Source organism: Streptomyces sp. NPDC059169, assembly GCF_042755225.1.
Taxonomy (GTDB): Bacteria; Actinomycetota; Actinomycetes; order Streptomycetales; family Streptomycetaceae; genus Streptomyces.
On the sequence record NZ_JBHZCF010000007.1, the window covers coordinates 13,082 to 33,398 of the forward strand.

Here is a 20,317-nt window from a genome sequence, read left to right on the forward strand (position 1 = left end):
GAATGGGTGGAGTCGAACCGGGGGGGGAAGCCCAGAGGTGGGGCACCGGGCTTCGGGGGCGCTTCGATGCTTGGCGCGCGCCGGTGGCTCACTCCGTGGCGCGCATCCCTCGTAGTGGTGAGTTGAGACCTCTTCGAGACATCGCTCATTTGGCAGGCCCGTCCCCCTCAACAACCACATGATCGGCATTTTGAGGGTCAATCGCCTTTATTTCCAAGGCAATTGACCCACTTCTACTTTGCAGAAACGTGCCTGTCAACGACTGCATATGCGACCGGCCCAACCACCCGCCGTCGCCCTACTATCGGCCTGCCATGACAGCAGCAGGGAAGCACCAGGTGAGCCGGACGGAGACATCACGCCGGGGCAGCCGGCAAGGCCGGGCGGGCATCCGGGACGTGGCCGCCGCAGCCGGTGTCTCCATCACCACTGTCTCGGACGCGCTCAACGGGAAGGGCAGGCTCCCGGACGCCACCCGCCGGCATGTGCGCGAGGTCGCGGAGCGGCTGGGCTACCGCCCATCGGCCGCCGCCCGCACACTCCGCACCGGCAAGTCGGGGCTCATCGGCCTGACGGTGACGACGTACGGGGATGAACCTTTCACCTTCACGGAGTTCGCATACTTCGCGGAGATGGCCAGGGCCGCGACCTCCGCCGCACTCGCCCGCGGCTACGCACTCGTCATCCTCCCCGCCACCTCGCGACACGACGTCTGGTCGAACGTCGCCCTCGACGGCACCGTCGTCATCGATCCCTCCGACCACGACCCCGTGGTCACCGAGCTGGCCCGCCAGGGCCTCCCCGTCGTCTCCGACGGGCGGCCCGCAGGCACCCTCCCGGTCACCGCCTGGGTCGACAACGACCACGAAGCGGCCGTCCTCAACCTGCTCGACCACCTCGCGGCCGCCGGTGCCCGCCGCATCGGTCTACTCACCGGCACCACCACGGACACCTACACCCGGCTCTCCACCACTGCGTACCTGACCTGGTGCGAACGGGTCGGCCAGACCCCGGTCTACGAGGCATACCCGGCGCACGACCCGTGTGCGGGGGCCGTCGCAGCAGACCGGCTGCTCGCCCGGCCCGACCGGCCGGACGCCGTCTACGGACTGTTCGACCCCAACGGCACCGACCTGCTCGCCGCCGCCCGGAGGTACGGACTGCGCGTCCCCGACGACCTGCTACTGGTCTGCTGCAGCGAGTCCACGGTGTACGCCAACACCGAGCCACCCATCACCACCCTGTCGCTCAAGCCTCGACGCATCGGCACCGCCGTCGTCCAACTGCTCATCGATGCCATCGAAGGCGTCGACGGCGGCCGCCAGGTCGAGCAGGTGATACCGACCGAGCTGATCGTCCGCACGTCGTCCCAGCGCCGCTCACCGCGCACGACGGTCAGTGCGCCCCGGTCACCCGCCCAAGACTAGACCGCCCCAATCCGGGCGAAACGGCTGGCGAATCGGGGGGGTACCAGGATTCATCACCCCTGGTGCGTCACAGAGCACGAGCCGCATTCCTATGATGGGCGGACGACACCGCGGACCTCCCCGACCAGGACGGTCCGTCGGTGCAGGGCGGCACGACGGTGGTGGAGGGGTCGATGACTCAGGGGGCCGGTCAAGGACCCGTGGTGCGGACGGCGACGTTGCGTGACTTCCGTGTGCCCCCGTACGCGCAGGTCCCGGTGCAGTCACAGTCCACTGCGCCCGAGGAAGCGCCACCCGCATCCGAGGAGGCGCCCGCCACCAACGAGCCGGCGCCCCCGGCCTCCGGGCAGGTGCCACAGGTGCCGGTCGCGCCTCCGGAGCAGGTGCCCGCGCCCCCCGTCCCCACGTCCCCGCCCCCACCGGCCGCACACCCCGGAAACGCCGTCCCGGACCACGAGCTGCCGGACGGCTACACCCCCACGGAACGCGACCTTCCGATCATCAACCGCGGCGACACCCTCCAGGTGGCCGTCGACCCCGCCGAGGCGCCCGCACCCGCGCACGACGGGCTGGGGCCGCTCTACGTCGTCGGCGACGTCCACGGCTACCTCGAGGAGCTCACCGCCGCACTCACCGCCCAGGGCCTCATCGACGCCGAAGGACACTGGTCGGCCGGAAACGCCCGGCTGTGGTTCCTCGGCGACTTCACCGACCGCGGCCCGGACGGCATCGGGGTCATCGACCTCGTCATGCGGCTGTCCGCCGAGGCCGCCGCGGCCGGGGGCTACTGCAAGGCCCTCATGGGCAACCACGAACTGCTGCTCATCGGAGCCAAGCGCTTCGCCGACACACCCGTCAACTCCGGTGCGGGAACCGCCACGTTCCAGGCCGCCTGGCTGCTGAACGGCGGGCAGAAGAACGACATGGACCGCCTCCAGGACGTCCACCTGCAGTGGATGTCCCGGCTGGACGCAGTGGTCGAAGAGGACGGGCACCTCCTGCTGCACTCCGACACCACCGCCTACCTCGACTACGGCACGACGATCGAGGACGTCAACGACAAGGTCCACGAGGTCCTCACCCGCAACGACGCCGACGAGTGCTGGGACCTCTTCCGCAAGTTCACCAAGCGCTTCTCGTTCCGCGACGACGACGGCCCGCAGGCCGCCCGCGAGCTGCTCGCCACCTACGGCGGCACTCGAATCGTCCACGGCCACAGCCCCATCCCGTACCTGCTGGGCGAAGTCGGCACCGACGACGGCGCGGACGGCGAGGAGGCGTCAGGCCCGACGGTCGAAGGGCCGCACGTATACGCGGACGGCCTCGCCATCGCCATGGACGGCGGGGTGACCATGGCCGGAAAGCTGCTGGTGGCCCAGCTCCCGCTGCATGACTGAGCGGATACGCGGCAGGCGATTTCCGGAAACCCCCTGTCACCCCGCGCCGTAACCGCTCTACCATCGGCTTATCCGTAGCAGGCTCTCCTCCGTTTCCGCCCAACTGCCCCACCTGCGTGGGCAAACCGGCCCTACGGAGCATCGGGGGATGCACATGAACAGCGCTCCGCACCTGCTGACCGAGGATCGCGCCGAGTACGAGCGCATCCTCGACGACGCGCTGCGCAACGCACACGACCGTCCGGACCTCAGGGCCGTCGGGGAACGGCTCAACACCGAGCAACTGCGCACGATGGCGCTCAACGCCACGGCCCTGATAACCGCCGCTGCCGCGCCGGAGTACGAACACTTCGTCCAGGTCCGCGAAGACATGCGTTCACCAGCCGACATGTTCGGGGGCGACGCGGGAGCCGACTCCGGAACTGCTGGCCCTGCCGATTCGGGCGCCGGGTTCGGCGCGGTGCTCACCGTCCTCGCACCCGTGTTGGCCGGCACCGCCGCCCTGATCTTCCTGCTCGTGGGCTACATCCTGAAACTACTCGCTCCGGAAGCATCGTTCGCCGACACCCTGCTGACCGCGGGCTGGTTCTTCGGGGCGCTCACCGCGGCGGGCATCCTCGCCGCAGCGATCGGGCTGCTCATCACCGCTCTGCGCAACGGCGCGACCCAAGTGCCCGCCGAGGACGCGGGCGGCGAACTGCCCGACGACGTGGCGCGCGCCCGGGAAGCCTGGCGGCACGCCCTGCTGGAGCGCGGCATCGTCCCGTTCCTCCAAGCGGCCCTCGCTGATCCCAGTGCGGATCCGACGTCCCCGACCCCGCCGCGGCCCGTCAAACGGATCCCCAAGATCGGCTACAGCGGGCCGGACTTCTCCAGCCCCAGCGAGGGTTCATCGACCGGGTCCCGTCCGCGTTTCACCAGTCCGGACTTCTCCAGCCCCGACTTCGGGCCCCCGGAGCACCAACCCGAGTAACCCCGGCGCGCCCCCGTCCGTCGAGGGCACCGTCCACACGGCCGTGCTCCTCGGGCGGTTACGGCGATCCGTGTTCAGCGATCAACGGCGGCTCCGACCGCCGTCGGGGCTGTCACCCGTCGCGCGAGCGGACGCGTCCCCGCCCGGCACCACATCACCGGCTCCTGCGAGGGCACCGCGCGCCTCAGGCACCCTCCCGAGCCGGCGTCTTCATGTCGGAATCGGCAAACAACGTGTCGGATCCGCCACTGGGAGAGATCCGTGCCGCACGCTTATGTTGATCAAGCCGATCGGAAACCGACCACTGACCACCCCTCACCGACGGAGATCCTCCATGACCAATGACACCGCCGCGCTCGGCCTGCTCGTCCGCATCGAGGCCAAGCCCGAGCACGCGCAGGAGATCCAGGACCTGCTGACCGGGGCCGTTGCCCTCGCCGAGCAGGAGACCGGAACCACCGCGTGGTTCGCCCTGCGCCTCGGACCCACGACCTTCGGCATCTTCGACGCCTTCGGCAGCGAGGACGACCGCCGGGCCCACCTGGAAGGACGGATCGCCGCCGCCCTCATGGAGTCGGTGGAGCTCCTGGCGGAGGCGCCGGACATCCGCCCGGTGGACGTACTCGCCGCCAAGCTCCCCGCCTGACCTGCCCTCCTCCTCGTTCCCCGTCCTCGTTCCCGGTCCAGGAGACGGGGAACGAGGACGGGGCGGGGACGGGCAACGCGGCCGGGATCTCGAGGACGGGACCCTGAGCGTGCGGTCCACCGGCGACGTCCGCGGATGCCGGTGGGCGTCCCACCGAAGGTGCTCAGTCCGCCAGCGGCAGGTAGACCCGGTTGCCCGAAGCGGCGAACTCCTTGGACTTCTCGGCCATTCCCGCCTCGATCTCCTCCCGCTCCAGATCACCGCCGTGCTCACGGCGGATGTCCTGGGAGATCTTCATCGAGCAGAATTTCGGGCCGCACATCGAACAGAAGTGGGCGGTCTTCGCCGGCTCGGCGGGCAACGTCTCGTCGTGGAACTCGCGTGCCGTGTCCGGGTCCAGGGCCAGGTTGAACTGGTCCTCCCAACGGAACTCGAAGCGCGCGTCGGACAACGCGTCGTCCCACTCCTGCGCCCCCGGATGCCCCTTCGCGAGGTCCGCCGCGTGGGCCGCGATCTTGTAGGTGATGACACCGGTCTTGACGTCGTCCCGGTTCGGCAGGCCCAGGTGCTCCTTGGGCGTGACGTAGCAGAGCATCGCCGTGCCCCACCAGGCGATCATCGCCGCACCGATACCGGAGGTGATGTGGTCGTACGCGGGCGCCACGTCCGTCGTCAGCGGCCCCAGCGTGTAGAAGGGGGCCTCCTCGCAGATCTCCTGCTGGAGGTCGATGTTCTCCTTGATCTTGTGCATCGGGACGTGGCCGGGGCCCTCGATCATCGTCTGCACGTTGTACCGCTTCGCGATCGTGTTGAGCTCCCCGAGCGTCCGCAACTCGGCGAACTGTGCCTCGTCGTTGGCGTCCGCGATGGAGCCGGGCCGCAAGCCGTCACCCAGTGAGTACGTCACGTCGTAGGCCGCGAGGATCTCGCAGAGCTCTTCGAAGTTCTCGTACAGGAAGGACTCCTTGTGGTGCGCGAGGCACCAGGCGGCCATGATCGAACCGCCGCGCGAGACGATGCCGGTCTTGCGGCGGGCCGTGAGCGGCACGTAACGCAGGAGCACACCCGCGTGGACCGTCATGTAGTCGACGCCTTGTTCGGCCTGCTCGATGACGGTGTCCTTGTAGATCTCCCAGGTCAACTCCTCGGCGCGGCCGTCGACCTTCTCCAGTGCCTGGTAGAGCGGGACGGTACCGATCGGAACGGGGGAGTTGCGCAGCACCCACTCACGGGTGGTGTGGATGTTGCGGCCCGTGGAGAGGTCCATGACCGTGTCGGCGCCCCAGCGGGTCGCCCAGGTCATCTTCTCCACTTCCTCCTCGATGGAGGAAGTGACGGCGGAGTTGCCGATGTTGGCGTTCACCTTCACCAGGAACCGCTTGCCGATGATCATCGGCTCGATCTCCGGGTGGTTGACGTTCGCCGGGAGAACGGCCCGTCCGGCGGCGATCTCCTCACGAACGACCTCGGGGGAGACGTTCTCCCGGATCGCCACGAACTCCATCTCCGGCGTGATCTCCCCACGGCGCGCGTAGGCGAGCTGGGTGACCGCCGCCCCGCCGCGACCCCGGCGAGGCTGGCGCGGACGGCCCGGGAAGACGGCGTCGAGGTTGCGGAGCCCGCCGCGCGGCGAGGTGTGCTTGATCCCGTCGTCCTCGGGGCGCAGGGGGCGTCCCGCGTATTCCTCCGTGTCGCCGCGCGCGACGATCCAGCTCTCCCGCAGTGGCGGGAGCCCTCGGCGAACGTCCGTCTCGGCGTTCGGGTCGGTGTACGGGCCGGACGTGTCGTACAGGGTGACGTCCCTGCCGTTGGTGAGGTGCACCTGTCGTACGGGCACCTGGATGTCGGGCCGTGAGCCCTCGACGTATCCCTTGTGCCAGCCGATGGACTTCCCGGCCTCCGTGGTGCTCTCCGAGCCGGAGGAAGGCGTGCGCGTGTCCGATGTGGTCATGAGACCTACTCCCTACGCCGGCATTACCCGGTAACAGGTTCGGCGGTCGGCGCAGCTCGACGTCGTCAGCGCCCTCTCAGCCCGGTGCTCCGAGCTCCCGCGTGTGCAAAGGCCCTACCAAGCTAGCGCCCCGCCGGGCGTGCTGAACAGTGGGCCCCTGATTCCGCTTCTTGCGATGATCGGGCGGTGACTCTCTCCCAGCAGACGCCCGAGCCGCACGGCGAAGCCCACGGGCGGACCGCGGGCCACAGCCACGTCCATGCCCACAGCCACGTCCATGCCCACGGTCACGGGCCGGCCGCTCCCGTCTCACGGCATTTGCGGCGGGTGATCGCCGCAGTGCTGGTCCCCTTCGCCGCCGCCGTCGTCGTGGGGTTGGTGGTGCTCTGGCCCGGTGGTGCTCCGGATCACGTGCGCACCGGTGTCGGCTTCGACCGGCAGACCGAGGACGCCCGGGTCGTCAAGGTCGAACGGGTCGACTGCAAGGACGTGAACGGTGGGCAGGTGCCGCCCACGGGGGACGACCCCACGACTCCCGAGGGTCGCGAGGCGGCCAACGCCCAGCAGGGAACGTGCAAGAAGGCCACGGTCGAGGTCACTACGGGCAAGAACAAAGGGCGTACGTTCACCGAGATCGTGCAGCCGGACGCGCCGCGGCAGTTGTCCGAGGGACAGGGCGTGGTAGCGGCGTACGCCCCCGACGCCCCGCGTGACCTGCAGTACTCGGTGACCGACGTGGACCGGGAGTTCCCCATGGCGCTGCTCGCCGGGATCTTCGCGGTCGTGGTCGTCCTGGTGGGCCGGATGCGCGGCGTCATGGCGCTGATCGCACTGGCGCTGAGCTTCGCCGTCCTGACCCTGTTCATCCTGCCGGCGATCCTGCAGGGTTCGAATCCGCTGGTCGTCGCCGTGGTGGGGGCGAGTGCGATCATGCTGCTGGCCCTCTACCTGTGCCACGGGGTGACCGCCCGGACATCGGTCGCTGTCCTCGGGACGCTCATCTCGCTGCTGCTGATCGGGCTGCTCGGCTCCGTGTTCATCGGTTGGGCCGTGTTGTCCGGCAACACCGACGACAACACCGGTCTCATCCACGGGCTGTATCCGAACATCGACATGTCCGGTCTGCTGCTGGCGGGCGTGATCATCGGTTCGCTGGGTGTGCTGGACGACGTGACGGTGACGCAGACCTCGGCGGTCTGGGAATTGCACCAGGCGGACCCTTCGATGGGGCCGCACGGTCTGTACAAGGCGGCGATCCGCATCGGCCGCGATCACATCGCCTCGGTCGTGAACACGCTCGTACTCGCCTACGCGGGCGCGTCGTTGCCGCTCCTCCTGCTGTTCACGGTCGCCCAGTCCAGCGTGGGGACGGTGGCGACCAGCGAGTTGGTGGCGGAGGAGATCGTACGGACCCTCATCGGATCGATCGGTCTGGTCGCGTCGGTGCCGGTGACCACGGTGCTGGCGGCGCTGGTCGTTTCGGCCGACCGTCCCGGCACCGCTGTTGCGGCCAGCTCCGCGGGGAGCGGCCGGGGCCGGCGGCGGCGGGCGAAGTGACGACCGCGTCCCGCCCGGTCCGCAGCGGGTGGTGCCCGTGCAGGTGGGCGGTGGGGGGCGTCAGCCGGCGTTCTCCTCGGCGAGGATGCGGCCCAACGCAGCCTCCAGGTTGTCCTCGAAGTCGCCGAGCGTGCGCTCCTGTCCCAGCGGGACCAGCTTGTCGGTCCGGTCGAGGAACGCGACCAGCGGCGCGGTGGACGCTCGGAACACCGCCCGGTCACCGCCGACTTGGAGCCGGATGTGCACGGCCGCCAGCCCGTCGGGCTCGGACGGCGCGATGTGCACATCGCCGTCCCCGCTGGGCCCGTTGATGCCGTCGAGCAGCAGCTCCCTGGCGAACGCCCAGGTGGCGGGGGCGTCGCCGGGCAGGTGGAAGGTCATCCGGACCGCGTAGGGGTCCCTCGTGTCATACAGGAGCTCCACCGGGATTCGGAAGGAGAGCTCCTCGGACACCAGGAAGCTCATCATGACCTCGGCCTGAACCGACTCGCGCATCGTGTTAACCCCGCAGTTGATGTAGCAGTCCTGGGAACGGCCGGGATCGCTCCCCTCGGCCCTCTTGACGCCATGGTGCTGTACCCACTAACGGATCACAAGGAGTGATTTTTCAGATACTGATAGAGAACGCGAACGGGTTGAGCAGACTTTCGACGCCGAGGCGCAGTTGCTCGACCGCGGGCAGCAGTCGGTCCTCCTGGTGCAGGGGCACGGAGATCGCCAGGGCCGCGGCCATCGGGCCGGCCGCGACCGGGATCGCGGCGCAGACCGTTCCGAGTGCGTACTCCTGGCGCTCGACGACCGGTTGCATCCTGCCCAGACCGCCTAGCCGCTCCAGCAGGGTCCGTCGGTCGCGCACCGTGTAGGGGGTGATCGCCTGCACCGGATAACGGTCGAGGTGGTCCTTGCGTCCCCGCTCGTCGAGCTGGCTGAGCAGGCACTGGCCGAGCGCGTGGGCGTGGCCAGTCTCGCGGATGTCGGGCCGTCCGCTCAGGGCGGGGGCGTACGGGGAGTCGGCAACCGCGACGAGCTCGATCTCACCCTCACGGTAGACGGCGAAGTAGACGGGCACGCCGAGCACGTCCCGCCACCGCTCCAGGAAGTCCTCGATGGCGCTGCAGCGGTTCTGCTGGGCCCCGCCGGCGGCGAGGCGCAGCACAGCCTCGCCGAACAGGAACATGCCATTCTCACGGCGCAGATAGCCCTCGTGCGCCAGGGTCCGCAGCAGGTGGTAGGCGGTGGGCAGGGGGAGTCCCGTTTCGCGCGCCAGCTGTTTGGCGGGGGCCCCGTCCGTGTGGGAGGCCACGGCCTCCATGAGTCTCAAGGCCCGCTGGACCGAGCCGATCAAGGTGGGCGCGGCGGCAGTCGAAGGCGTGGAGCCGGCAGCCGTGGATCCGGCGGCCGTAGCCGTGGCCATAGGTCACCCCCTGGCGTGGTGACGGGCGGTCCGCCCGCCCGCGGGGGCCGCCCCCGCGCGCCGCCGCGGTCCTTCGGGGGCCGTGGGCACTCCCCGGGATCGGTGCCGGATTCAGCCCGGGGAGTCGTACGAACCGCAGTTCATTGCGATCATCGGCCCGTAATTCCAGAGGCGGCGGTGGTTCGTCACTGTAATGGCTGCCCCCGTCCGGCCGCCCTCCCTCGCCCGCCCCATTCGCCCGCCCGGGCTAACCGGCGTACGTACCTCTCGTATGGTTACCAGCCGCCCGTTTCGCCGGTCGCGGTTGCCGGTGGCGTCTACCAGTCGCTCTTCGAGGACGACGAACCCGCCATGAACTTCCTGACGACATAGACGAGTCCACCGACGATCGCCACGAAGAGCAGGACCTTGAAGAGCAGCCAGACCACGAAACCGACCAGGCTGGCGATCATCCCGCCGAAAACCACGATGGCGATCAGAGGGATGGCAACCCACTTCACCCACCAAGGCATCCCCGTCAATATCTCCCGTACCGCCATGGTCCCAACCTCGTTTCTCGTGAGCCGTCCTGGTTTCGATGCTAGAGGCGGGAAGCGGGCTGCGGGTCCGCCGCACCCCTTGGAGTCCCCTGAAGCGTCCCCTAGGGAAACCCGGGGTCCGGGATCAGCTCTCCGGCGGAGAGAACATCACCAGGACCCGCAGGTCTTCGGTGATGTGATGGAACCTGTGCGTCTCGCCTGCCGGTACGTAAACGACGCTTCCCCTCCCCACCTGAGTCGTCTCCTGTCCGACGGTGAGCGAGGCCCGGCCGCTGACGACGACGTACACCTCGTCCTGCCGGTGGGGCGTCTGTGGATCCAGCTGTCCGGCGTCCAGCGCGTACAGTCCGACCGACATGTGCCGCTCGCGCAGGAACTGCAGATACGCGCCCTCGTTCGCGGCGCGCTCGGCGTCCAGCTCGTCCAGTCGGAATGCCTTCATCGTGCGCCCGCCCCTGCCATTGGTCCGTCCACGTCTGCCACGATCAGACACATGAAGAATTTCGTAGTCAAGACGATCGCCAACGCAGGGGCCCTGTTGGTGGCGATCTGGCTCCTCCAGGACATCACGCTCACCGGTGACAACACCGGGAAGAAAGCCGTGACGCTGCTCATAGTCGCGCTGCTATTCGGCTTGGTGAACCTCCTCGTGAAGCCCGTCGTGAAGCTGCTCGCGCTGCCGCTCTTCATCCTCACACTGGGGCTGATCACGCTGGTGATCAACGCCCTGATGCTGTTGCTGACGTCCTGGGTCGCCGGAGTCCTGCACCTGAACTTCCACGTGGAGGGCTTCTGGACGGCAGTGCTCGGCGGACTCGTCGTCTCGATCGTGTCGTGGGCGCTGAACATCATGCTCCCCGACGAGGACTGAGCGCGCCCGATGACCTTCTCCGTCTGTTTCGTCTGCACCGGCAACATCTGCCGTTCGCCGATGGCCGAGTCCGTCTTCCGCGCGCGCGTCGCGGAAGCCCGGCTGGACGGCCTGGTCTCGGTGGACAGCGCCGGCACGGGCGGCTGGCACGAGGGCGACGGTGCCGACCACCGCACCGTCGCCGTCCTGAGGGAGGCCGGCTACGAGCACAGCCATGTCGCGCGACAGTTCCGCCCCTCCTGGTTCGCCCGGCTCGATCTGGTGATCGCCCTCGACCAGGGGCACCTGCAGGCCCTGTGCAGGCTGGCGCCGACGGACGCGGACGCCGCGAAGGTGCGGCTGCTGCGCTCGTACGACCCGGTCGCCGGGGGGCTCGACGTTCCCGACCCGTACTACGGCGGCATGGACGGTTTCGAGGAATGCTTGAAGATGGTGGAGGCGGCGAGCGAGGGTCTCCTCGCCGACGTGCGGAAGGCGGTCGAGGAGCGCGCGGCATGAACGAAGGACGAACGACGGGGGACGGCACACGCGCGGTGCGAGCGGGGCTGCCCGAGGCACGGAAGTACGAACCGGCGCTCCCAGGCCCGGTCTTCGCCGCGCACTACCACCTGCCCGGCGAAGCGACCGGTCCGTACACCTACGGGCGAGACACCAACCCCACCTGGACGCTGCTGGAGCGGGCCATCGGCGAGCTGGAGTGGCCCGATGGACCGGTCGCCGCCGAGACCGTGGTCTTCGCCTCGGGAATGGCCGCGATCACGGCCGTACTGCTGTCCCAGGTACGCGCGGGCGACGTGGTCGTCCTCCCCGACGACGGCTACCAGGCCCTGGCGCTGGTGCGCGAACAGCTCCGGGCCTACGGGGTCGAGGTGCGGACGGCACCCACGGGCGGCGACGGGCAGCTGGCCGTCCTCGACGGGGCCAAGCTGCTGTGGATCGAAACACCGTCCAACCCGGGTCTCGACGTCTGCGATGTGCGGCGGCTCACGGAGGCGGCCCACGCGGGCGGCACCCTGGTCGCGGTCGACAACACGCTCGCCACCCCGCTGGGCCAGCGGCCGCTGGAGCTCGGTGCCGACTTCGCCGTGGCGAGCGGCACGAAGGGACTGACCGGCCACGGTGACCTGCTGCTCGGCTACGTGGTCTGCCGGGACCCGGACCTCGCCGCGCGGGTGCGGAGCTGGCGCAAGGTGGTCGGCGCCATCCCCGGCCCGATGGAGGCCTGGCTGGCGCACCGGTCGCTGGCGACCCTGCAGTTGCGCGGCGACCGGCAGTGCGCCAACGCCCTCGCCGTCGCGCAGGCCCTGGGCGGCCGCTCCGAGGTGACGGGGCTGCGCTACCCCGGGCTTCCCGGCGACCCGTCGAACCGGGTCGCCAGCGGGCAGATGCGCCGCTTCGGCTCGGTGGTCTCCTTCGCCCTGCCCGACCGGGCGCACGCCGAGCGCTTCCTGGCGGAGCTGCGCCTCGTCGACGACGCCACGAGCTTCGGCGGTGTCCGCTCCAGTGCCGAGCGCCGTGGCCGTTGGGGCGGCGACGACGTACCGGTGGGCTTCATCCGCTTCTCCGCGGGCGTGGAGGACCCCGACGATCTGGTGGGGGACGTGCTGCGCGCGCTGGATGCCGCTGCGGGCTGATCCCCGCGGGGCGGCCGCGGCCTTCGGCGGAAGCGGCCCCTCCTCGGCGTCGGTCCCGTACGCACGGGCGAGCCCCGGCGGCCGCCGCGTGCAAAAGGCCACGGGGTCGGCGCACGGCAGGACGGTCCGAGCCTCCCCCCTCATGGCTCGGACCGTCCACCGGTGCGGACAACCGCGCGAACAAGGCTAGTTGACTCTGCGTCAGTGTCCAATCACGCTAGCGACAGCGACCTATCGACTTATTTATGGTTGGACGATGGACTTGGCCCTGTTACGCACTTTCGTCACCGTGCACCGGGCCGGCTCGTTCACCCGCGCCGGCGCACTGCTGGGACTCTCCCAACCGGCGGTCACCAGCCAGATACGCACGCTGGAGCGGCAGCTGGGGCGTCCGCTGTTCCTCCGGCAGGCGCGCGGCGTCACCCCGACATCCGTCGGCGACGAGCTCGCCCACCGCGCGGCCCCGCACCTGGACGCCCTCGTCGAGATCGCCGCGGCCGGGCTGGAGGAGGACACGGGCATTCGCACGCTCCACCTCGCCGGTCCACCCGAGTTCGTCTCCCAGCGCGCGCTGCCCGCACTGACGTCCCTGGTCGCACAGGGGATCGCACTGCGGACGTCGTTCGTGCTGAACGCCGGGGAGACGCTCGACGGGCTGGCATCCGGGCACCACGACTTGGCCATCGTCACGGCCCGCCCGCGCGGCGGCGGGCTGCTGACCTCGACGCCGTTGTGCGACGAGGAGCACGTGCTGGTCGCGTCGCCCCGTTGGGCGTCCCGACTGGGCCACGGCACCCAGCTGCGCACGGGCTCCGTCGTCCTGGAGCAACTGCCGGTGGTGGACGTCCACGAGTCCCTGCCCTTCGTCTCCCGCTACTGGGCGAGTGTTTTCGACAGCCCCCCGGCGACCGCCGGCACGGTGGTCACCCCCGATCTGCGGGCCGTCCTCGCGTCGGCCGCTTCCGGCGCCGGGCTGGCGGTACTGCCCCGCTACCTGTGCGCAAGCGCCCTCGAAAGCGGGCACCTGGTCGCACTGATCGACCCTCCCGTCCCTCCGCTGCGCACCTACTTCCTCGCGGCCAGAACCGGGACGCTCTCAGTCCCGCACATCGCACGCGCGCACGAGACGCTGCTGCTCTCGGCGGCCGAGTGGTGACGAGGGGCAACGGCAGGGCGGGAAGGGAGTTTCAGAACGGTTGTCGTGGGCCACTCTCTTGCCATGACCGGCAGCAATTCCCTTGGGGGGACGACCCCCCTGCCCCCGAGGCCCGTGGTCAAGCGCACTGCTCGTGCCATCCTGCTCGACGGCGACGACCTCATTCTCATCAAGCGCACCAAACCCGGCGTCGACCCGTACTGGCTCACCCCGGGCGGCGGAGTCGAACCGGAGGACGCCACCGTGGTGGACGCGCTCCACCGTGAGGTGGACGAAGAGCTCGGTGCGAAGATCACCGACGTGGTGCCCTGCTTCGTGGACACCGTCGAGCACATCGTGGACGGTGGGGTGTCGGGCGTGAAGGTCCAGCACTTCTTCGTCTGCCGGCTGGTCTCGATGGACGCGTCGCGCAGACACGGCCCCGAGGTGGAAGAACCGGTCGGCGAGTACGAGATCGTCAGGGTGCCGTTCAGCCGGGTGGGGATCGCCGCCGTCCACCTCGTTCCCCTTTCCCTGCGGCACTACCTGGACGGCAACATCGAGGGCGTGCGGGCGATGCACGCTCCCGACCTGGGTTGACGGCCGCTGCCGAGGCCGGACCGGTCGCCTTGAGTGCAGGCCCGGTCGGCAGGTTGAGCCGGGCAAAGGGCCTCGCCCAACGGGGACGGACTGTCCGGGAGGCCGTGCGGCTGAGGGGAGTCGCCGGTGAGGGTCCTCGGTCAGTCCGACGCGGCCACGAGCTCGTCCAGGGAATCGTGGCGGATGCGCTCGGAGGGGACGCCGATCCCCCGGAGCGCGTCCACACCGCTGCGGATCATCCCGATGGGTCCGGAGAGGTAGGCGTCGTACTCGTTCCACGGCCCGTACTCGCGCACGGCGTCGGGGAGCTGGGTTCTGTTGTCCACGACGGGGCGTACCTGGAGCCAGGGGTGGCACTGCTGGAGCCGCAGCATCGTGTCGATGTCGTAGAGGTCGTGGTTGCTGCGCGCCCCGTAGAAGACTTCCACCGGCCGCCGCGAGCCGTGCTCGACGACGTCCTCGACGAGCGCCTTGATCGGTGCGATGCCGGTGCCGCCGCCCAGGCAGAGCAGACCGCTGTCGGAGCTGTGGTCCACGGTCATCGAGCCCGCGGGCGGGCCGAGCCGCACGACGTCACCCGGGCGTGCGTGGTGGACGAGCGCATTGGAGACCCAGCCGGCCGGCACGGCCTTGACGTGGAAGGACAAGAGCCCGTCCGGTCGGGGTGCACCGGCGAAGGAGTAGTGCCGCCAGATCCGCGGCCACCACGGCGTCTCCAACGTCGTGTACTGCCCGGCCAGGAACGGGTACGGCTGGTCCGGCCGGATGGTGATGACGGCGATGTCCGGGGTCCTGAGGTCGTGCGAGACCACTTCCGCGTGCCACCAGGCGGGCGCGTACTGCTCGTTCTCGGCAGCCGCGTCGATCATGATCTGGGAGATGGTGGTGTACGTACGGATCCACGCGGCCTCGCTCTCGGCGCCCCAGGTGGTCGTCGCAAAGCGGGCCAGCGCGCCGATGAGGGCCTCGCCGACGGCGGGGTAGTGCGCGGGCTGGGTGCCGTACTTGCGGTGCCCCCTGCCGAGGTGTTGGAGGTAGTCGACCAGTACCGGCGTGTTGTCCATGTGCTCGGCGGCGGTGAGCAGCGCCTTGAGGAGGCGGTCCCGCTGGGTGTCCATCGCCGCGGGGAAAAGGGCCCGCAGGTCGGGGTGGCGGACGAACAGCAACGCGTAGAAGTACGACGTGACCTTGTCGGCGACGGGGGCGATCTCCGCCATGGTGCGCCGGACGAGGATGGCATCGGGCGACGCGGAGGACTCGTCACCGCCGATGAGTGGGTCGCGCGCGGTGTGTGGACCACTGGAGGCCCGCGGCAGTGGGACGGCCGCCTCTGGGGGCCGGGGCCCGGGCGGGATCTGGGAGCCGGAGCGGGCGGGTCCTGCGAACGAGGAGCCCGTCGGGTCGGCCGCCGAGGCATGGGGCGCGTACCCGGTCGGGGGGACGGCGGCTTCGTGCTGCTGCGCTCGGGAGGCCCGCGCCGCACCGGTACCCACCGGGCGTATGGATGCGACAGGTCGGCTGGGGGTCTCTGTCCGCGGATCGCCTTCGGCCGCCCCACCGGTGTGCAGCGGCCCCGCACCGGGGTCGGGACGACGGGGGGCCGGCTTACGCGGGGTGAACCAGCCTCCCCCACCGTTCTCGCTGCTGTCGTCGTTCTCGCCGGAGGTGCTGTTGTCGGCCGACGTGGTGGTCGGAGCGTCCATTGTGTGCCTCGCCTCGAACATCTTTCGGTCGGTGTGCGCACTTCCGCTGATCCGGAACGTGCCTCATTTTCCCGCTGTGCCTCAAGACTCCTGCTCGCCCACATTAGCCTTCGTGTTTTTTGGGATTCGGGACGAGTGGGACCGGTTGGTGACGTTGCCCGCAGCGCTCGTCGTCGCAGCATGCCAGGCGACTGCGCCCCTACGGACAAAGAGCGGAAAGTCCGGGTATCCGCGCCCACTTTCCCGTTAGGCTGCATTGCCCCATGCCTGTTTGTACGGCCGCTACGGCCGGGCCGGCTCCCCGCAAGGTTGACACCGCCGGAACTCCGCACAGAATTGCACCCGTTCGCAGACCTCCGGAGGATCGCTCCCTGGTTGGACGGGCACTGAGCCCCGACCGATGATGGTCTGCATTCATCTCCACCGCAACGGGCACCGCTTCGAAGATCTGCGCAACGAACGCCGAATCACCATAAGCAACCGAGCCGTTCGTCTTCACCGCGACCACCGCGATCACCGCGTGCGCGTTCCCGATCTCTGCTTTCGCGGAGCCGCAGGAATCCGACCGGCGACGACCCCGGGGAAGAGCTGCCGCTACCAGGGATGTCCCCGCCTTCACCCACGGAGAGGAACGCTATCCGGCGGCGGAGAAATCATGTACGAGAGATCACTGCACTCCCGGCGACCAGCGGATCGATTTCAACCAGTCCGTACGCCGACGCTCGTACACGTGGATACTCCGCACGTCAGACGCGGAACGGAGGACTTCCCAGGCAGCGTGTTTCACGTGAAACAACTCAAGCGCCCCACACGACGGACCCTCGTTGTCCTCCATGTATGCGCGTCCGCAAGCTGGCTGGGACTCTCCCTCGGGCTGCTCGGGCTGAGCGTCACTGCGGTCGTCCACAACTCCCCGGCTGCCATCGAGGCGTCCTACCGTTCCATGTCCGTCTTCGCGAACTGGCTGATGATCCCCATCGCCCTGTTGACCCTGGCCAGCGGCCTGGCACTGTCCCTCGGCACCCCGTGGGGGCTGGCGCGCCATCGCTGGGTCTGGACCAAGTTCTGCCTCACCCTGGTCACCACTGTTCTCACGGCCTTCTCCCTGCGACCCGCCGTCAATTCCGCAGCAGAACAGGCTGCGGCCGGCGCCGCCGTGTCGGACGCGTCCGGTCTGCTCGCCGCACCGGTCGTCTCGCTCTCCGCCTATGTCTTCATGACCGCGATCTCAGTCCTCAAGCCGTGGGGCAAGACCCGGTACGGACGGCGCCTGCAGGTCTCGGCCAGTTCCGCTAAAGGACTGGACGAACGATCTCCGCGTCCGACAGCCTGACCTCCATGTCAACACCGCTGAGCGAACCCCCCATCCGACGCCTGAACACGGCTGACCTGGTCGCCTGCGCCGATCTGTCCGAAGACCGCGGCTGGCCGCGCGAGGAGCACAAATGGGGTTTGCTGCTTGCTGCGGGCACGGGCTACGGAATCGACGACCCGTCAGGGAAAGGCTTGGTCTGCGCCTGCGTGGTCACCTCGTACGGGCCCGGACTGGCTGCCATCGGCATGGTCCTCGTGGCCGAGCGGTATGCCCGGCAGGGGGTCGGGCGCCGGTTGATGAAGCACGTGCTGGCGGAGTACGACGGCATTCCGCTCACCCTGCACGCCACACCGTACGGGCAGCCCCTGTACGAGGAGTTGGGATTCATTGAGACCGGTCGAGCCGAGATGGTACGCGGGTTCTTCCGTACCACCGGAGCAGCTCCCGCGGCTACCACCCGGCCGGCGACCGCGGAGGACCTGCTCGCCGTCCTCCGCCTCGACGCGGAGGTCTTCGGCCGCGATCGCACTCATATGATCACCCGCCTGCCGGCTTTCGCCGACCAGTTGCAGGTCGCCGAGGACGGCGGCGTGCTCACCGGGTACGCAGCTGCGTGGCCGAACATGGAGACCCATGTCGTCGGACCCCTCATCGCGCGGGACAACGACACAGCCAAGGCCCTGATCGTCTCGCTCGCCGACGGCACCGACCGCCCGCTGCGCACCGACATCGACGTGCGCCACGGGGAACTGCTCGACTGGCTCAGGGCCAGCGGACTGGAGACGATCGCTTTCAACACGGTGATGACCTACGGAACGTCCGCGTTGCCCGGGGACTGGACCCGTCGCTTCGCCCCTCTGACGGTGGCGGCGGGCTGAGCCGGACCGTCACGGCGGGCTGGCCCGTACCGACCGCCCGAACCGTCTGCCGCACCGCCCGCACCCGTGCGATACACCGGCGGAGGCAGCCGTCCTCGCACCCCGGGAACCCCGGAGCAGGGACCCGACACCCATCGCCCTGCTCCGACGGCATTCCACGCGGTGAAGGGCACGGTGACGGCGGGAACGGGTCCCGCTGCCTCAGTGCCGCACCGCCTGCGCGGTAGCAGGGACAGCGCTGTCCTCGCGCGGGACCGAGCCTCGTTCCAAGGACGCTGAGAGGACGGCCAGGCCGAGGGCCGAGGTCGCGAGCAGCGCACCCACCCAGTTCGGTGCGGTGAGACCGAGGCCCGCCGTGATGACGATGCCGCCGAGCCAGGCGGAGAGTGCATTGCCCAGGTTGAAGGCGCCGATGTTCACGGCGGAGGCGAGCGTCGGGGCGCCGGACGCCTGGTCGAGGACGCGCTTCTGCAGCGGAGGCACCGTGGCGAAGCCCAGTGCACCCACGAGGCCGATGGTGACGGCGGCCGCGATCTTGTGGTGTGCGGTCATGGTGAACAGGCCCAGGACGAGGGCGAGCGCGCCGAGCGAAACGTACAGCAGTGGCATCAGGGACCGGTCGGCGAACCTTCCGCCGATCAGGTTGCCCGCGACCATGCCCAGGCCGAAGAGGACGAGCAGCCAGGTGACGGAGGAGTCCGCGAAGCCAGCGACCTCCGTCATCATCGGAGTGATGTAGGTGATCGCGGCGAACACGCCGCCGAAGCCGAGCACGGTCATCGCCATGGCCAGCAGTACCTGAACGTTGCGGAACACGGCGACTTCGTGGCGCAGCCGCACACCCACGGGCTTGGGCTGTTCCGGAACCAGCTTCACCACACCGGCGAGCCCCAGCATCCCGAGACCGGCGACGACGACGAACGTGGTCCGCCAACCGATGCTCTGACCAATGAACGTGCCCAAGGGCACACCGACGACGTTCGCGACCGTCAGACCGGTGAACATCATGGAGATCGCGCCGGCCTTCTTCCCTGGGGCGACCATGTCGGCGGCGACCACCGAGCCGATGCCGAAGAACGCACCGTGGGCGAGCGAGGCGACCACACGCCCCGCGAGCATCGCGCCGAAGACCGGGGCGGCGGCGGAGAGCACGTTGCCCGCGACGAACAGCCCCATCAGGAGCACCAGCATGCGCTTGCGGGGGACCTTGGTGCCGAGAACGGTCATCAACGGGGCTCCGAACACCACGCCGAGGGCATACCCGGTGACCAGGTAGCCGGCGGTGGGGATGGAGACCTGGAAGTCATCGGCCACTTCCGGGAGCAATCCCATGATCACGAATTCGGTGGTTCCGATACCGAATGCCCCGAGTGCCAGGGCGAGGAGCGCGAGCGGCACGGGTTTCACCTTCCCAGAATGTTGCGCCTGCACTTTACGAGCGTCCACAATAATTGCAGACGCCGATTATTTGCAAGCGCGGGCTATTGCGGCTGTCGCCTACCCTGGGGATCAACCGATTCCACCGCCCGACCGAGGCCACTCCTCGACGAAGGAGAGATCCGATGACAGCGACGGACCCGGCACTCACCGCCCTCGCCCAGAGCTGGTGCGTCCTCTCGCTGCTACACGGCAGGATCGAGGCGCACATCGAGCGGGCCCTGCAGGGCGAGCACGACCTGAGCGTGCGGGAGTACTCGCTGCTCGACGTCCTCAGCCGCCAGCACAACGGGCAGGGCGGCCACCTCCAGATGAAGCAGGTCGCCGACGCCGTCCTCCTCAGCCAAAGCGCCACCACCCGCCTCGTCACCCGGCTCGAGGACCGCGGACTCCTCAGCCGCTACCTCTGCGACACCGACCGCCGGGGCATCTACACCGACGTCACGCAGGCCGGACTCGCGCTGCTGGCCCAGGCCCGTCCGACGAATGACACCGCCCTGCGCCAGGCGCTCGACCAGGCCGCGAACGACCCCGAGCTCGCTCCCTTGGTCCACGCGATCGAGGGCCTGCGGGTCCCGGCGCCAGGCGCTGCACCCGCCTGAGGCCCCGGGCAGGCACCGCTCCAGGGCTCGACGCGGGCGCCATCACGGTCTGCCGAAGAGGTCGTCGACGCATCGCGACACCAGGGCAACGTGTTGGTCCAGCTGACCTCGGACAGCACCCGCACCGGATCCCACCGCTTCTACGAGCCGGGCTTCGCACCCTCGCACACGGGGCAAGCGCATGCTCTGACGACGTCCGTCCACAGCTCCGCCCGTCCGTCCGTTTCACGTGAAACGG

General features: G+C 69.4%; 21 protein-coding genes and 1 riboswitch. Of the genes, 14 read left to right on the forward strand and 7 right to left on the reverse strand.

All coding sequences use genetic code 11. The annotated features are described in order from the left end of the window. Positions 1-314: 314 nt before the first annotated feature. The 4 genes from ACFXOM_RS14815 (at position 315) to ACFXOM_RS14830 (ending at position 4,443) form a co-directional block, all read left to right on the forward strand. Entirely contained in the window at positions 315-1,427 is a 1,113-nt protein-coding gene (locus ACFXOM_RS14815; protein ID WP_385038070.1) for a LacI family DNA-binding transcriptional regulator, read from the forward strand. Between the two features lie 173 nt (positions 1,428-1,600). Further along, positions 1,601-2,824, forward strand: coding sequence for a metallophosphoesterase (locus ACFXOM_RS14820; RefSeq protein WP_384941076.1), 1,224 nt, complete (start codon positions 1,601-1,603; stop codon positions 2,822-2,824). Positions 2,825-2,972: 148 nt separating this feature from the next. Then, entirely contained in the window at positions 2,973-3,797 is an 825-nt protein-coding gene (locus ACFXOM_RS14825) for a hypothetical protein (protein ID WP_384941074.1), read from the forward strand. A 334-nt stretch (positions 3,798-4,131) separates the two neighbouring features. Then, the gene (locus ACFXOM_RS14830; RefSeq protein ID WP_384941072.1) at positions 4,132-4,443 is read left to right on the forward strand and encodes a putative quinol monooxygenase; all 312 of its coding nucleotides are present in this window, start codon (positions 4,132-4,134) and stop codon (positions 4,441-4,443) included. 163 nt (positions 4,444-4,606) lie between these two features. Here ACFXOM_RS14830 and thiC read toward each other — a convergent pair whose 3' ends face one another. Then, positions 4,607-6,394 (reverse strand): phosphomethylpyrimidine synthase ThiC, encoded by a 1,788-nt coding sequence (thiC, locus tag ACFXOM_RS14835; RefSeq protein WP_385038072.1) that lies wholly within the window; start codon positions 6,392-6,394, stop codon positions 4,607-4,609. Next, a riboswitch (TPP riboswitch) is annotated at positions 6,387-6,505 on the reverse strand. (Overlaps the previous gene by 8 nt.) Before the next feature lie 75 nt (positions 6,506-6,580). Between thiC and ACFXOM_RS14840 the strand changes: the two genes are divergently transcribed. Further along, positions 6,581-7,951, forward strand: coding sequence for a YibE/F family protein (locus ACFXOM_RS14840; RefSeq protein ID WP_385038075.1), 1,371 nt, complete (start codon positions 6,581-6,583; stop codon positions 7,949-7,951). A gap of 60 nt (positions 7,952-8,011) precedes the next feature. Here the strand turns inward: ACFXOM_RS14840 and ACFXOM_RS14845 are convergent, their stop codons facing one another. Continuing rightward, the gene (locus ACFXOM_RS14845; RefSeq protein ID WP_384941066.1) at positions 8,012-8,446 is read right to left on the reverse strand and encodes an SsgA family sporulation/cell division regulator; all 435 of its coding nucleotides are present in this window, start codon (positions 8,444-8,446) and stop codon (positions 8,012-8,014) included. Positions 8,447-8,558: 112 nt separating this feature from the next. Continuing rightward, the gene (locus tag ACFXOM_RS14850) at positions 8,559-9,263 is read right to left on the reverse strand and encodes an IclR family transcriptional regulator (RefSeq protein ID WP_384941106.1); all 705 of its coding nucleotides are present in this window, start codon (positions 9,261-9,263) and stop codon (positions 8,559-8,561) included. Between ACFXOM_RS14850 and ACFXOM_RS14855 the strand changes: the two genes are divergently transcribed. Then, positions 9,262-9,387, forward strand: coding sequence for a hypothetical protein (locus ACFXOM_RS14855; RefSeq protein ID WP_384941111.1), 126 nt, complete (start codon positions 9,262-9,264; stop codon positions 9,385-9,387). The genes ACFXOM_RS14850 and ACFXOM_RS14855 overlap by 2 nt on opposite strands. Positions 9,388-9,682: 295 nt before the next feature. Here ACFXOM_RS14855 and ACFXOM_RS14860 read toward each other — a convergent pair whose 3' ends face one another. Both ACFXOM_RS14860 and ACFXOM_RS14865 read right to left on the reverse strand, forming a co-directional pair. Beyond that, positions 9,683-9,904 carry a DUF5326 family protein gene (locus ACFXOM_RS14860; protein WP_384941064.1) on the reverse strand — a complete coding sequence of 74 codons (222 nt, stop codon included), beginning with the start codon at positions 9,902-9,904 and terminating at the stop codon, positions 9,683-9,685. Between the two features lie 124 nt (positions 9,905-10,028). Further along, complete coding sequence (locus ACFXOM_RS14865; protein WP_384941062.1) at positions 10,029-10,346, reverse strand: cupin domain-containing protein; 318 nt, start codon at positions 10,344-10,346, stop codon at positions 10,029-10,031. A gap of 51 nt (positions 10,347-10,397) precedes the next feature. Here ACFXOM_RS14865 and ACFXOM_RS14870 point away from each other — a divergent pair, with 51 nt between their 5' ends. The 5 genes from ACFXOM_RS14870 (at position 10,398) to ACFXOM_RS14890 (ending at position 14,144) form a co-directional block, all read left to right on the forward strand. After that, positions 10,398-10,775 carry a phage holin family protein gene (locus ACFXOM_RS14870; RefSeq protein ID WP_384941060.1) on the forward strand — a complete coding sequence of 126 codons (378 nt, stop codon included), beginning with the start codon at positions 10,398-10,400 and terminating at the stop codon, positions 10,773-10,775. A gap of 9 nt (positions 10,776-10,784) precedes the next feature. Next, complete coding sequence (locus ACFXOM_RS14875) at positions 10,785-11,273, forward strand: low molecular weight protein-tyrosine-phosphatase (RefSeq protein WP_384941058.1); 489 nt, start codon at positions 10,785-10,787, stop codon at positions 11,271-11,273. Then, positions 11,270-12,409 (forward strand): cystathionine gamma-lyase, encoded by a 1,140-nt coding sequence (locus ACFXOM_RS14880; RefSeq protein WP_384941056.1) that lies wholly within the window; start codon positions 11,270-11,272, stop codon positions 12,407-12,409. Before ACFXOM_RS14875 ends, ACFXOM_RS14880 begins: the two co-directional genes overlap by 4 nt. A gap of 256 nt (positions 12,410-12,665) precedes the next feature. Continuing rightward, positions 12,666-13,565, forward strand: coding sequence for a LysR family transcriptional regulator (locus ACFXOM_RS14885; protein WP_384941054.1), 900 nt, complete (start codon positions 12,666-12,668; stop codon positions 13,563-13,565). A 99-nt stretch (positions 13,566-13,664) separates the two neighbouring features. Continuing rightward, positions 13,665-14,144 (forward strand): NUDIX domain-containing protein, encoded by a 480-nt coding sequence (locus ACFXOM_RS14890; protein WP_384941104.1) that lies wholly within the window; start codon positions 13,665-13,667, stop codon positions 14,142-14,144. 140 nt (positions 14,145-14,284) lie between these two features. Here ACFXOM_RS14890 and ACFXOM_RS14895 read toward each other — a convergent pair whose 3' ends face one another. Further along, positions 14,285-15,847 (reverse strand): globin domain-containing protein, encoded by a 1,563-nt coding sequence (locus ACFXOM_RS14895; RefSeq protein ID WP_384941053.1) that lies wholly within the window; start codon positions 15,845-15,847, stop codon positions 14,285-14,287. A 787-nt stretch (positions 15,848-16,634) separates the two neighbouring features. On the opposite strand from ACFXOM_RS14895, the gene ACFXOM_RS14900 reads away from it, so the two are divergent. Beyond that, a complete protein-coding gene (locus ACFXOM_RS14900; protein ID WP_384941051.1) occupies positions 16,635-17,180 on the forward strand; it encodes a DUF2269 domain-containing protein in 546 nt (181 codons plus the stop codon). Between the two features lie 5 nt (positions 17,181-17,185). Continuing rightward, a complete protein-coding gene (locus ACFXOM_RS14905; protein WP_384941049.1) occupies positions 17,186-18,040 on the forward strand; it encodes a GNAT family N-acetyltransferase in 855 nt (284 codons plus the stop codon). 201 nt (positions 18,041-18,241) lie between these two features. Here the strand turns inward: ACFXOM_RS14905 and ACFXOM_RS14910 are convergent, their stop codons facing one another. Continuing rightward, positions 18,242-19,438: an MFS transporter gene (locus tag ACFXOM_RS14910; protein WP_384941047.1), complete on the reverse strand. Its 1,197-nt coding sequence runs from the start codon at positions 19,436-19,438 to the stop codon at positions 18,242-18,244. 164 nt (positions 19,439-19,602) lie between these two features. On the opposite strand from ACFXOM_RS14910, the gene ACFXOM_RS14915 reads away from it, so the two are divergent. Beyond that, complete coding sequence (locus ACFXOM_RS14915) at positions 19,603-20,079, forward strand: MarR family winged helix-turn-helix transcriptional regulator (protein WP_384941046.1); 477 nt, start codon at positions 19,603-19,605, stop codon at positions 20,077-20,079. Positions 20,080-20,317 lie beyond the last annotated feature (238 nt).

Coding starts and splice junctions, on each gene's coding strand:
- ACFXOM_RS14815 (WP_385038070.1), top strand. CDS start 315: ATGACAGCAGCAGGGAAGCACCAGGTGAGCCGGACGGAGACATCACGC.
- ACFXOM_RS14820 (WP_384941076.1), top strand. CDS start 1,601: ATGACTCAGGGGGCCGGTCAAGGACCCGTGGTGCGGACGGCGACGTTG.
- ACFXOM_RS14825 (WP_384941074.1), top strand. CDS start 2,973: ATGCACATGAACAGCGCTCCGCACCTGCTGACCGAGGATCGCGCCGAG.
- ACFXOM_RS14830 (WP_384941072.1), top strand. CDS start 4,132: ATGACCAATGACACCGCCGCGCTCGGCCTGCTCGTCCGCATCGAGGCC.
- thiC (WP_385038072.1), bottom strand. CDS start 6,394: ATGACCACATCGGACACGCGCACGCCTTCCTCCGGCTCGGAGAGCACC.
- ACFXOM_RS14845 (WP_384941066.1), bottom strand. CDS start 8,446: ATGCGCGAGTCGGTTCAGGCCGAGGTCATGATGAGCTTCCTGGTGTCC.
- ACFXOM_RS14855 (WP_384941111.1), top strand. CDS start 9,262: ATGAGTCTCAAGGCCCGCTGGACCGAGCCGATCAAGGTGGGCGCGGCG.
- ACFXOM_RS14850 (WP_384941106.1), bottom strand. CDS start 9,263: ATGGAGGCCGTGGCCTCCCACACGGACGGGGCCCCCGCCAAACAGCTG.
- ACFXOM_RS14860 (WP_384941064.1), bottom strand. CDS start 9,904: ATGGCGGTACGGGAGATATTGACGGGGATGCCTTGGTGGGTGAAGTGG.
- ACFXOM_RS14865 (WP_384941062.1), bottom strand. CDS start 10,346: ATGAAGGCATTCCGACTGGACGAGCTGGACGCCGAGCGCGCCGCGAAC.
- ACFXOM_RS14870 (WP_384941060.1), top strand. CDS start 10,398: ATGAAGAATTTCGTAGTCAAGACGATCGCCAACGCAGGGGCCCTGTTG.
- ACFXOM_RS14875 (WP_384941058.1), top strand. CDS start 10,785: ATGACCTTCTCCGTCTGTTTCGTCTGCACCGGCAACATCTGCCGTTCG.
- ACFXOM_RS14880 (WP_384941056.1), top strand. CDS start 11,270: ATGAACGAAGGACGAACGACGGGGGACGGCACACGCGCGGTGCGAGCG.
- ACFXOM_RS14885 (WP_384941054.1), top strand. CDS start 12,666: ATGGACTTGGCCCTGTTACGCACTTTCGTCACCGTGCACCGGGCCGGC.
- ACFXOM_RS14895 (WP_384941053.1), bottom strand. CDS start 15,847: ATGGACGCTCCGACCACCACGTCGGCCGACAACAGCACCTCCGGCGAG.
- ACFXOM_RS14905 (WP_384941049.1), top strand. CDS start 17,186: ATGTCAACACCGCTGAGCGAACCCCCCATCCGACGCCTGAACACGGCT.
- ACFXOM_RS14915 (WP_384941046.1), top strand. CDS start 19,603: ATGACAGCGACGGACCCGGCACTCACCGCCCTCGCCCAGAGCTGGTGC.